The organism is Parvibacter caecicola (assembly GCF_003725335.1).
In the GTDB taxonomy this organism is placed as follows: domain Bacteria; phylum Actinomycetota; class Coriobacteriia; order Coriobacteriales; family Eggerthellaceae; genus Parvibacter; species Parvibacter caecicola.
The window spans coordinates 143,685-155,914 of sequence record NZ_QIBY01000003.1; the positions used below are offsets into that span (position 1 = coordinate 143,685).

General features: G+C 64.3%; 9 protein-coding genes. 3 read left to right on the forward strand and 6 right to left on the reverse strand.

The features are described 5' to 3' along the window. Positions 1-91: 91 nt before the first annotated feature. Positions 92-2,227 (reverse strand): Na+/H+ antiporter, encoded by a 2,136-nt coding sequence (locus DMP11_RS03740; protein ID WP_161555291.1) that lies wholly within the window; start codon positions 2,225-2,227, stop codon positions 92-94. A 319-nt stretch (positions 2,228-2,546) separates the two neighbouring features. On the opposite strand from DMP11_RS03740, the gene DMP11_RS03745 reads away from it, so the two are divergent. Further along, on the forward strand, positions 2,547-3,512 hold the full coding sequence (locus tag DMP11_RS03745) for a MarR family winged helix-turn-helix transcriptional regulator (protein WP_123185166.1): 966 nt from the start codon (positions 2,547-2,549) through the stop codon (positions 3,510-3,512). Between the two features lie 97 nt (positions 3,513-3,609). Here DMP11_RS03745 and DMP11_RS03750 read toward each other — a convergent pair whose 3' ends face one another. The 4 genes from DMP11_RS03750 to DMP11_RS03765 are packed head-to-tail and all read right to left on the reverse strand — an operon-like array spanning position 3,610 to position 7,404. Then, complete coding sequence (locus DMP11_RS03750) at positions 3,610-4,365, reverse strand: hypothetical protein (protein WP_123185167.1); 756 nt, start codon at positions 4,363-4,365, stop codon at positions 3,610-3,612. 4 nt (positions 4,366-4,369) lie between these two features. After that, positions 4,370-6,208 (reverse strand): FAD-dependent oxidoreductase, encoded by a 1,839-nt coding sequence (locus tag DMP11_RS03755; RefSeq protein WP_123185168.1) that lies wholly within the window; start codon positions 6,206-6,208, stop codon positions 4,370-4,372. Between the two features lie 10 nt (positions 6,209-6,218). Continuing rightward, a complete protein-coding gene (locus DMP11_RS03760; protein WP_123185169.1) occupies positions 6,219-6,722 on the reverse strand; it encodes an FMN-binding protein in 504 nt (167 codons plus the stop codon). 37 nt (positions 6,723-6,759) lie between these two features. Then, positions 6,760-7,404 (reverse strand): cytochrome c3 family protein, encoded by a 645-nt coding sequence (locus DMP11_RS03765; protein ID WP_123185170.1) that lies wholly within the window; start codon positions 7,402-7,404, stop codon positions 6,760-6,762. A 349-nt stretch (positions 7,405-7,753) separates the two neighbouring features. On the opposite strand from DMP11_RS03765, the gene DMP11_RS03770 reads away from it, so the two are divergent. Continuing rightward, a complete protein-coding gene (locus DMP11_RS03770) occupies positions 7,754-8,386 on the forward strand; it encodes a TetR/AcrR family transcriptional regulator (protein ID WP_214647023.1) in 633 nt (210 codons plus the stop codon). Positions 8,387-8,551: 165 nt separating this feature from the next. After that, positions 8,552-9,691: a DUF5692 family protein gene (locus tag DMP11_RS03775; protein ID WP_235869384.1), complete on the forward strand. Its 1,140-nt coding sequence runs from the start codon at positions 8,552-8,554 to the stop codon at positions 9,689-9,691. A 455-nt stretch (positions 9,692-10,146) separates the two neighbouring features. Here the strand turns inward: DMP11_RS03775 and DMP11_RS03785 are convergent, their stop codons facing one another. Continuing rightward, positions 10,147-12,069, reverse strand: coding sequence for a cation:proton antiporter (locus tag DMP11_RS03785; protein WP_123185172.1), 1,923 nt, complete (start codon positions 12,067-12,069; stop codon positions 10,147-10,149). Between the last annotated feature and the right edge of the window lie 161 nt (positions 12,070-12,230).

Consider the following 12,230-nt stretch of genomic DNA (forward strand, 5'->3'; position numbering starts at 1 on the left):
TCGCTTAAGACCCGCCGGGTCGGCCCAACCAAGGCGTGTCAGGGGGACGCCCCTCAGCATGCCGAAAACCTGACGTTATCCCCGTCCCCTGTCACGAGGGGGAGGGTTCAAGGGCGGCTTGGAGGGCGTACACCCGCTGGCGCAGCTGGCGGGCTACCGATTCCGAGATTTCGCCCGCCTCCTCCAGATGGCGCACCGCGTCCAACTCCACGATGAGCGCATTGGAATCCACAGCGTTGGCGTAACGGCGCGCCATAGCCAGCTGGTCGTTGAACAAGGGACGCATGCCTTCGGGTAAATCCTGGTGGGGCCTCAGCTCAAACGGCAGCGTGCCGGTATCCTGCGGCACTTCCTGACCGTAGTTGATGCGCCCCCACAGCGAATTCAGCGCCGCCTGATGGGAGGCCAGCAGCACCTGGGCGGCACGGGCGCTGCCGGGCTGCTTGGCGGCCACGTCCCGCAGATAGGCGATAGCGGCGTGTTCCAGCTCGATGGCGAACAGGCACGAGTCGTAGTATACCTGGGCCGCCTGGTCGTCCAGCACCTCGAATGGCTTGGTGCGACGCCACAAAAGCCGCACCCACCCATGCAGGCTGTGGAACCGCGCCCCCACGTTCACCGCCTGGCCCACATAGCCCACCGAAGCGCGAATGCCGCGCAATGCGGCGTAATAGGGCAGCGAATCCCCTACGCTCAACTGGTTGTCCTCGGCTCCCTGCAGCTCGTCCGCCCGCCTCTGCTGCACCTGCAAGCACTGCTGGGAAAGCTCGGCCAGCTGCTTGCCGCAATCGCCACCGGCTTCCCGCTGACGCACTAGGCGGGTTTGGTAACGAGCCGCCGTGCGCCGCATTGCCGGCACGTATTCGGCCGGTTCCCCCTCGTCCAGGCGCCGGTGCAGCTCTTGCAGCGTGGCTTCCAGCACCTTCACCGTGGCCTGTTGCAGCTCCTCTTCCTCAGTGGAGTTGCGCTTCTTCGGCGCCAGCATCGGCAGCAGGAAATTAGCCAAAAGCAGGGTGGCAAGGATAACGCCGGCCGTGAGGAAGATTATCAGGCCGCGGGCGGGAAACGGCGCATCGTTTTCCACCATGAAGGGAATGGTGAAGATGACCGAGAGGGTTACCGCTCCTTTAGGGCCGGCCAGGGTCATGACCAGGGCGTTTCGCAGAGCGCCGGCCATCTTGCGACCCAGCCGCATCCCATGGGCGCGCCGCACGTGCAAAAGCTCCATCACCCACAGCCACAAAAGGCGACACGCCATGATAAGCGCCGTAAGGGCCAGCACCGCGGCAAGTAGATGCGGCACAGCGTACAGCTCGGCAACCCCGGGGGTCATAGCCAAAGGCAACTGCATGCCCAGCATCACGAACACGATGCCGTTAATGAGAAACTCGATGATGCGCCAGAAGTTATCGGACACCAGTTGCTGCTTAGCGGCAGAGGCGGACATCAGCCGCGGGGCGCGCTCGGCCATCACCAGGCCAGCCGCCACCACCGCCAAAATGCCACTCACCCCCAGCCGCTCAGCCAGCAGGTACACCACAAACGGCGTGAACACCTCGTACAGCACGTGGATGGTGGTGTCTTCATAGCCGAAATGGCGCAGCACCCGCATGGTGCCCAGCGCCAACAGCCCCAAAACGGCGCCGACGCCGATGCCGCCGAAGAACATCACCAGAAAGTCCTCCCCTGCGCTCATGGCCGAGAAGGCGCCGGTCACAGCGGCAGCGATGGCAAATTGGAAGGCCACCACACCAGAGGCATCGTTCACCAGCGACTCCCCCGACAGCAGCGTGCGCTGCCGCGGTTGCAGACTTACCTGACAGCCCATAGCGCTCACGGCGGCCGCATCGGTGGGGGCCAAGGCCGCCGCGCAGGCCAGCGCCGCCGGAAGCGAGATGACGGGCATAATGAGGTGCAGCGAAAAGCCCGCCACAACCACGGTGGCCAACACCAATCCCACCGCCAGCGAGGCGATGGCCCCTTTGTGCTGCCACAGTTGACGGCGGTCGCTGCGGCGAGCCTCATCGAACAGCAGCGGCGCGATAAACAGCACCAGGAACAGGTCGGAGGGCATCTGCACCTCCACCACTGCCGGCGCCACCAGCGCCGCCGCAAACCCCACGGCAATCTGCACCAGAGGAAGCGCCACTTTGCGCACGATGCGCCCCGCCACCGAAGACACGATGACGCAGGCAAGCACTATGAGCGCAAATTCCAGAACCTCCACTGCTGTACCTCGAACATCCAACCAACCGCCTTGGCGACGACGCGCTGCCTCAAGGCGTTCGGCACCCATCGCGCTCTTAATCGTAGCGCCGCCAAACCCGCAATGGCGCCGCCGACGGGCGCCTCATCCCAACGGTCAGCCACCCGTTTCCGCTTCATTAAAATTGCCGTGACCAAGCGGGAGCACCGCACGCGAAAAGCCTTCACCAACCACCGCCGCGGGCGGCCGCACCGTGGAGATTTGGCCGCGCTGCCCCCACTTTTCAGCGAAATGCCTAAACTGGAAATGAACCCATTTTTAGCCCCTCGAAAGCAAGGTTATGAGCGCAGCGGAGCAAACGCCATCCACCCCTCCTCCCCCCGCAAAGCCGGACAACTACCGGTTCTCGCTGGATTCCACCTACCTGGTGGCCTTCGAAATGGCGCACCGCGCGTTCAAGCAGGGCCTCACTGAGGCAAGCCCTCTCAATATCACCCAGTACCGCTTCCTCTCAAAGCTGTGCCAAGCAGCTGGCGCCGTAAATCAAGCCACATTGGGAAAGTTGCTGGGACTGAAGGCGAACACCGCAACCCAAACGGTGGACGCACTGCAGCAGCAGGGGTTCGCCACCCGCCTTCCCGGCGCCACCGATGCCCGTACCCGCGTGTTGCAAGCCACCGAAGCAGGGCGCCAACACGTGGACACCGTGAACGAAGCCCTGGTGAACAGCTTGTACGCCACCTTCCCCACCACCAACACCACATGGCGCACCATCTTGGAAGCGGCCATTTTCGCCGGCTCGCGCATCGAAGGCGACCGGGAAGAGGGAGGCATCCCGGAACGCCCCGCCTCCCGCGCCCTGGCGGCGGTGGAGCTGATCCGGCAGGAAACCGAGCGGGTGCTGAAGGAAACCTGCGGCGCCAGTATGGTCGAATGTCGCATCGTGCAAAAACTGGCGGAAGCAGGCAGGCCGCTGCGGCTGGGGGCGCTGGCCGACGCGCTGCTGATTCCCCCCATCGGCGTTACCCGCACCGCCAGCAAGCTGGAGGGCCGCGGCTGGTGCCAGCGAATGAAGTCGCCCCACGACCGCAAGGCGGTGTACGCGGCCCTCACCGACGAGGGGCAATTCCAGGCGCAGTTGATCAACGCCACCATAAACGAGCTGGCGGAAAACCGACTGTGGGTGAACCTGAGCCCGGCCCAGAAAGAGGCCATCGAACAGATGGGGCACATCGTGATTGCCGGCATCCAAGCCCAACGGGACGCCCGCGAGCAGCAGCAACTAAGCGACCTCAGCCCCGCCTAAGGCGTGACGTTACCTCTTTTCCCTGCTCCAGAAACGAAAAGGCAGAGATAGAATCTCTGCCCTACGAATTTGACCTGGGATGGCGTCTTGGCGGGGCCTAGGCGGCCGTTGCCTTTGCCTTCGCCGGAGCCGCTGCTGCGCGAGGGGCGCGGGCCATACGGGCGGCCGCGAACAGCACCACCAGGTTAACCGCCACATCGGCAGCAAACCATGCCAAAAGCGCCGTGGTGTTGATGGCCACCGAGTTCAGCGTGGCGAACGTGCCCACCGTGAGCACCATCACCACCGCGCCGCACAGGGCCGTGGCCGCCAGCAACTGGGCGGAAAGGCTATGGCCGGCGCGGGCACGGGCGATGCAGGCGCACACCACCATGGAGGCGGCGCCCAGCAGCGTGCCCAAAAACGCCGCGAACACCACCAGGGCCAGCACCAGCACCGGCGCCCCCGGCAGCTTCGAGCTCATGGAGCCCACCTGCACCGCCGACAGGATGCCGGACACCACGATCAGCAGGCACACAATGGCCATCAGCGCCGTAGCCCAGCCCCACAGAAACGCCGTCAGCGGACGGGCCGGGCCGCCCTTCTTCGCAAACAGATACCCGTACAGCACCGGGCCGGCGGTGGACAGGCAAAGCGCCAGCCCCGCCGCAAACAGAAACGCCACGAAGGCAGATCCGGTGAGGATGGAGCAAATCACATCCAAGATGGCCACCCCACTGGCGGAGATGTAATCGAAGGCCAGCGCGCCGGTGGCGGCCATGATGGCCAGCCCCACGCGCCCGATGACCGCAATGATGAGGGCAATGCCGAACAGGGTGAAAAACGGCTTCGCCATTTGCTTCATGGAATCCATGGCCTTATGCCTCCATTTCGTTTTGAACCGCCGAAGTGCCGCACAGGTAGCCGCCACAGAAGGCCAGCCCCACGTCGCCCATGAGCGAGCCCAAAATGGGGTCGCCGATGTAGCTGTTCTCGCCGCAAGCACCGCCGGCGGTGTGCCAGCCGGCGTACAGCCCCGCGATGGGCAGGCCGTTGGTGCCCATCACCTGCATCTGGTCGTTAATCAGCAGGCCCGCCTTGGTGCCGTACAGGTTGCCGCCGATGCGGCATCCGTAAAACGGTGGATCGGCAATGGTGTGCAGCCACTCGTCGGGCATGGGGTACATGAAATCGTCGTGGCCCTTGGCGCAAGTTTCGTTCCACTTCTCCACGGCCCCCACCAGCACGCCGGGGGCAAAGCCCAAATCGGCCTCCAGCTCTTCCAGGCTGTCGCGCTTCTTCAGCACATCGGCGTCGATGGCGTCCTGCACGCCGTGGTGCCAATCGCGGTAATGGGCCGGCACTTTGTCGATCTGCTCCAAGTCCGGCGTGATCAGCTTGCGGCAGTGCTCCTGCGCGTAGCCGGCCAAATGGTCCTCGTAGTGGGAGTCGAAGATGATGTAGGAGCGGTGGCCCGGCGGGGTCATCTGGATGGTGGCCAAATCGCCCAGGGCGTAGATGGCGTTGGCGCCGTCCTCCCCCACGCGACTGTCCATGTAGCGCAGCCGGTTGCCGCAGCGGTCGATGGTGAGCCACGGCTGGCGGGACAGCTGGGTCATGCCGTCGTACAGGAAGCGCGCCCACTGGCCCCCCTCCGCCTGCCAATCCACGCCGCCGTCGAAAGAGGCCGAAGAGTTGAAGCCGGAAACGTCGGCCCCCACGCCCAGCCCCATGCGGAAGCACTCGCCGGTTTCGCCCGCGGTAAGGTAGCTGCTGGCGCAACCCATGGCGGCGGTGGGGATGTACTTGTCCAGCAGCGCCTTGTTATTGCAGAAGCCGCCGGCGGTGAGAATGACGGCGTTCTTCGCGTGAATGTACTTTTCAGAGCCGAACTTCTCGCAAATCACCACACCCACGATGCGGCCGTCCTCGTCTTGCACCAGCGCTTCAGCAGGGCTCTGGAAGAAGTACTCCACCCCTTTGCGCTGGCCATAAGCGAACATGGCGTCGGTGGCGTCCTTCATCTTCAGCACGTGGTGATCCAGCGTGGAGTTCTTCGGCGCCACGTATACCGGCACCTCGCCCAGGCGCCACTGCACGCCGCATTCCGCCATCCAGTCCAGGCTTTTGCCGCCTTGCTCGGCAATCTTATAAATCAGCTTGGGGTCGGCCGCGTAGTGGTACTCGTCCATGGCCCAATCGGTAAGGGCCTGGGCGCTAAAGGGATAGCTGGGGAAGGCGAACTTCTTGTCCTCCTGCATGGACATGCCGCCCAGAATGCCGCACATGCCCGCCTCTTGGGCGTTGCCGCCGTGCAGCCCCAGCGCCTCCACGCAGATGGTGTGGGCCCCCAGCTCGGCCGAGCGAGCAGCGGCGTTCAGGCCACCGCCGCCGGCCCCCACCACGCAGATGTCGCACTCGTAGTCCCAGGCCTCGGGCACGGCCCGCGGCGGAATAGGGCTGGCATCGTTGGCGGGGAAGGCCTCAGGGTTGTGGTCGCGGTAGGTGCCGTCGAAAGCCGATGCGTTGGTGGCCTCAGATGCGGGCAGCTCCACCTCGTGACTGCCGTCAGCCGCCCAGTTGCCGATGCGCTCATCGGCATAGGCCACGCCGGCGGCAGCCCCGGTAGCGGCAGCGCCAGCGGCGGCAGTGCCCCCTACGAACAGGGCGGCCCGCTCCAGAAAGTCGCGGCGCGAATATGTGCGCTCGTTTTCCATGGTCTTCCTCCTATTCGCTGGCGGCCTGCGCGGCAGCGGCCGGTTGGGCAGCGACGCGGGCCTGGTCGAGGGCGTCTTCTGTGGCGTTCTTCACAGCGGCCGTGGTGATGGTGGCGCCGCTTATGGTGTCGATGTCAGAGCCTTGCGCCTCTTCAATCATCAGGGCGTACTTGCCATCGCGGATGGCCTCGTAGCCGCCACGGCTCTGGCTCTCCCCCTCCTGGGTGGTTTCCAGGCAGGTGATGCGGTTGTCGTCCACCAAGAGGGTCACGCTCACGTTGCCCTCCATGCCGGGAGCCGTACCGGTGTACACGCCATCGGCCAGCTCGCCTTCCGCTTTCTTCTGGGAATCGGCCGAAATCTCGAAGGCCCAGGGGTCGTCTTCGTGCAACGCCAACTGCTCGGCGCTGGCGGCGTCCTTCGACCCCGACCCCTCGAACGAGGCGCCGCAGCCAGTAAGCCCCAGGGTGAGCGCCGCGGCCCCGCAGGCCACGGCGGCAATGTTCTTGTTCATGGTAGAACCTCCTTTTCCGGGCATTGGTCGGCCGCGCCTAAGAGGCATCGGCGGCGCGCTGGGGCTGGGCCCAGCCTTCGGGTACTTCATAGTCGTGGCAGGTGTTGCAGTACATCACCGATTGCTGGTGCACGCCGTGGCAGTTGCTGCAGTCGATGGCGTGCCCCTGATGCGACTCATGGGGGTTCACGCCCTCCTGGCCGCCCCAGTTCTCGGTGGCGGCCACCACCTCATCGAAGTCGTGGCAGCCGTTCGCGGTGCACATCTTCTCGTCCGAGCGCACCCCCACCGTGGTCAGCAGGCCATCTTTGCCGGTTTCGAAATCGCCGGACAACCACACCAAGCCCTCGTGCACTTGGTCTTCAATCTTGGCCTCATGACACTGCAGGCAGGTGACGTTGGCCGCCTGATGGGCGTTGGCGCTCAGGCTGGCGTCATGGTAGTAGCCCTCCACGTAGGCGTCCATGGGGCTGTGGCAAATGGCGTTGCAGAAGCTAGGCTGCTCGTGCCATGTCCAGAATCCGGCGCCCGCCACCACCAGCACCGCCGCCACTACCGCCACCGCGATGGGCCATTTGCGGCGGGGGCGCTTGGGGGCCGCCGAGGGGGCTTCCGGGGCGGCCGCAGTGCCACCCGTCGGTTCGGGTGCGCTTCCGTCGCGCATGATTTCGTCTTGCTGCATCATCCCTCCTATTGCCGATTGCCTTTATCCTCAGCAACGCTCATCGCAATTTCGGGCTCTCCATTGCAACTCCGAGTTTTCGCCGCAATTCCGACGCTCTGCGGTGGGCGTTTTTTCTTCCTAGAAGTTTCTTTTTTGTTTCACTTATGAACTTTACACGAAGATTAGCAGGGAAACTTGACTTCATCAAGGGATTAGTGACGTTAATTAACAAGCTGTCAACCATTGACGATTTGTCAAATGTGTTCATTGACTGCATGTCAATTCCTCATTATCTTCATCCCGGCAGCTATTGGAGGGGCCTGCGGAAAGCGAAAGCGCCCCACGGGGGCAGCGAAGGAGGGCGATCGTGGCAAGCGCAGCAGAAAACGGCGTGAAGCCTGTCCGCCGCCCCCGCGCCGTGCTGGACGCCGCAGAACGCCGTGAAGAAATCATCCAAACGGCCCGCGCCCTTTACGAGGAAAAGGGGCTCAGCCACACCACCATCCAAGACATCGCCAACCGCATGGGGGTGGCCCGCTCGCTGTTCTACCATTACTTTCCCGATAAAGACGCCGTGACCGCCGCCGTGCTGGACGCCTACGTGGAGGACTACCTGGAGGCACTGCATTACTGGAACGAGAACCGCCGCCGCGGCGACATCGAGCACGCGCTGCGCACCATCACCCACCTGCTGCGCACGGCTCTGTTCGAGAAGGATTCGTTTCGCACAGCGCTGGCTTCCCGCGAGAATTCGGCCCTCTACATCGACTTCATCAATCGCGTAGCGGAGCAGACGGCCCACTACCTCATCGACACCACGGTGCGTGACTACCAGCAGCTGCACGAGGTGCGCATCGATCACCTGTACGAAACCTTCTACGTGCTCATTGTGGGCATGATCAGCTACACTCGCCGCCACCCTGAAGTACCAGATGAGGTGGTGTGCGACCTCATCGCGCAGACCCTGCACATGGACAGAAGCCTGCCGCACACCACATAAGCATCACGGCTTTCCATTTGCCGCTGCTTTTGCCAAGACAAACTGCGGCAAATGGAAAGCTCCTGCAGGCGCCCGGGCCCGCCGGCCGGACGAAGAGACGGAAAGGAGCACAACCGGCGTTTCGAAGAGGCATGAAGTTGCAAGTGATTCATCTTAGGAGGAACAATGTTATTCGATGTTTACGGGCCGAACGCCCTGTACCAGTGGCTGGGTTTGGCCATGGTGCTAGTGGCCCTCATCCTGCTCAACGAGTTCGCGCGCCGCACCAAGTTCGGCGGTATGTTCATGTTCTTCGGCGTATGCGGGGCTATGACCATCTATTGCCTGGCAGTGGAAATTGGCGCCGCCATGGGTGCCGACTGGGCGCTCACCAACCCCACCCACACCGATATGAACAGCTGGTTCCACTACGCTAAGGTGTACGCTGCCACCGCCGGCTGCATCGGCTTCATGATGCTGAAGTACTCCTGGGGTAAAATCGGCCGCTCCCATTGGTTCAAGGCCTTCCCCTTCGTCATCGTGGCTATCAACATTCTCATCGCCGTGGTGAGCGATTTCGAGAGCGCCTTCCGCGCCTTTGGCACCACCTGGGTGTCCACCGAGGGCGTTACCCTGTACGGCGGTTGGCACAACGTGTTCAACGGCATCGCCGGCCTGCTGAACATCGCCTGCATGACTGGCTGGTTTGGCATCTACATCTCCAAGAAACGCCAAGATATGCTGTGGCCGGATATGACCTGGGTGTTCATCATTGCCTACGACCTGTGGAATTTCTGCTACACCTACAATTGCCTTCCCACCCACTCTTGGTACTGCGGCGTGGCGCTGCTGCTGGCGCCTACCATTGCCGGCCTGATTTGGAACAAGGGCGGATGGATTCAGAACCGCGCCTTCACTCTCTCCATGTGGTGCATGTTCTGCCAGATGGTGCCGATGTTCGCCAACGACTCCATCTTCGCCGCCAACTCCGTGAACAACCCCAACGTGAACCTGGCGGTTTCCTTGATCGCACTGGTGGCCAACATCGCAGCTCTGAGCTACATCCTGTACCGCAGCAAGAAGCTGGGCGTGAACCCCTACAAGCAGGAAGTGTTCGTGGGCACCAAGGACTTCACCGAGGCCATGGAGCGCCGCGCCGATACCGCCTACCTGCTGGAGACCGAGCCCAAGAGCGCTACCCCCGAAGAGATTGCCGAGATGGTGGCTTACAACGAGCTGCCGCCGGCCGGCCAGGTGGGCTTCGTGTACGTGGCGAAGAGCGCCGAGGGCACTGCGGTTGCGGTGGAAACCCAAAAGAAGGAATAGCGCTCGCGTCGGGATGCGCTAACCCTCTCCCTAATGCAGGAAAGGCCCTCTTCGGAGGGCCTTTCCTATTGTTGGCGCCGCACCCGACCGGAACCCGCGGGCCGCATTCGGCCGACCCACCCGGTGGACCACTGCGCGCCGCCGGGGCCGCGCCTGACCGGAATTCGTCCGCGCAATCCGGGGGCCACCGCCGCGGGCCGCGCCTGGCCGGAACCCGGCCGCGCCACCGGGCCCTGCAGGCCGCATTCGGCCGACCCCCGCGGACCGCATTGCGGGCCGCAACCGGACTCACCCCTGGGGCCCCGCGGACCGCACTACGGGCCGCAATCGGACTCGCCCCGCAGGCTGCCGCGGGCCGCGCTCAACTGGCCTTCGTAGGGCAGAGATTCTATCTCTGCCTGGGATGCAAGCACGTGCAGGCCGTCGGTCAGTCGGACGCAAAACCTCTGCCTCTTCTAGTCCAATGCCATTTGCTGGATGTACACGTCGTTGCGCAGCGCCTTGGCGCGATCGGGGGAAAGCTCGCCCGCCTTCCGCATGCGCTTGATCACCTCAAGCTCCCGCACCAGCGCCTGGGCCTGCACGTCTTCCACTGCATCGTAAGTTTCCCGCAGCATGCGGAAATGGGCCGTGAGCCGCGACGGATCCGGCCAGGGGCTGTCGTCGCCCTCTTCCCCGTCACCTCCGTCTTGGGCCAGCGCCGCCACTTCCTCCGCCAGCTGGTCGATGGATTCGTAGAGGGCGCCGCAGTGGGCCACCACCTCCCGCGCCTGGGCGGCGCATTCCGGGGAGGCGTGGGGCATCAGCTCTTCCAGCTGGTCGGCGTAACGCTTCATCACAATCACCGTTGCCGGCTCATCGGCCGCAAAGCGGCCGGCATTCGGGGTAGCCCCGTCCGCAACGGCCGCCTGGGCCGCACGCTCCACCGCGTCGCCCGCGGCATCGGCGGCCAGCGCACCAACCGGCGGCGCACCGGCGGCCGCCACATTAGCCGGCGCCACTTCCGTAACCACACCGGTCATGGGGGCGTCCCGCTGCACCCACTCAATCACTTCCATCAGCAGCCGCGCCTCTGCGTCCACCCGCTGCCGGGTCTTTTGGACCACGTGCTTGTGGGGCACCAGCGCCGGCACTGCGAAGTTCGCCAGCAACAAGGTGAGCAGGATCATGCCCGATGCCACCGACACCAGCGCCTCGCGCACCGGGAAGCCGTCCACTGTGGTGAGGGCCAGCGGCACCGTCAGCATCAGCGACAACGTTATGCCGCCTTTCGGGCCCGCCAGCGCCATCGCCAGCGCGCCGCGCAGCTCACCGCGGGTGAGGAAGGGGCCGGGGTTCTTCCCCGCGCGCCGCTGCTGCCGGTGATGGGCGACGTCCATTCCCAGCACCCAGGCGAAGCGCACCGCTTCCAGCAGCAAGGTGAGCAGCGCCATCAGCCCCATCAGCACCAGCGGGTTTCCCAGGCCGCCGTCGGTGGCTGGCGTGAGCACTCGCGGCAGCTGCATACCCAAGATGACGAATATCACGCCGTTCAGCATGAAGCTGATGGTGTCCCACACGCTGCGGGACTGCAGCCGCTGGCGCGCCGTTTGGGACGTTTGGCGGTGGGGCAACACCGACATCATCATGCCGGCAACCACCACCGCAATTACGCCGCCGATGTGCAGTTGCTCTGCTAGCAGATAGATAAGAAAGGGTAACAGCAGTTCCAGTGTTACGTGCAAAGTTGGGTTGTCGATGCCCAGCCGGCGGATGAATTCCAGCAGGCCCCAGGCCAACACGCCCATCACCAGACCGCCCAGCAGGCCGCCAAACAGATCGAGCGCAAATTCTTCCCCAGCATGCACCAGCGAGAAGCTGCCGGAGACGGCCACGGCGATGGCGCACTGGAACACCACCGTGCCGGTGACGTCGTTGAAGAACGCCTCGCCGGTGAGCAAGGTTTCGTGGCGCCGGCCGAACTTGAAGTCTTTGGACAGCTCCATCACTGCCACGGCATCGGTGGAGCCCATGGCGGCTCCCAGCGCCAGCGCCGCCGCCAGCGGGATGGCCGGCAACAGCGCGTGCAAGGTGAAGCCCAGGCTGAGGATAATGGCGAATACCAGCCCTACCGACAGCGACGCGATGCCCCAGCGGTTGGCCCACAGGGCGCCGGAGTCGGCGTGGCGGGATTCGTTGAAGTGAAGCGGTGCGATGAACAGGATGAGAAGCAGCTCAGGGTCGAGGCCGCTTTCCAGCGGCGTGTGCACCAGCAGCGCGATGAGTGCGCCGAGGACGATTTGCACCAACGGCAACGACAGGCGCGGCAGCAAGTTGTCCAGGATGCTTGAGGCCACCACCGCCGCCAACAGAAACAGAATCAGCTCCAAAGCTTCCACGCCATCAACCCCTTGTGCGAACGCGCTTTCCGAAAGGGGAAACTGTACCGCAGCCGCCCCGCCGCGCCGCCGCGTGGCCGGACTAGCGGCCTATTCCCGCCATGCCGCCGGATTTCGCCTCCGCCCCTCCCCCGCAAGGCCGTTCCTGACCACCTTCGCCC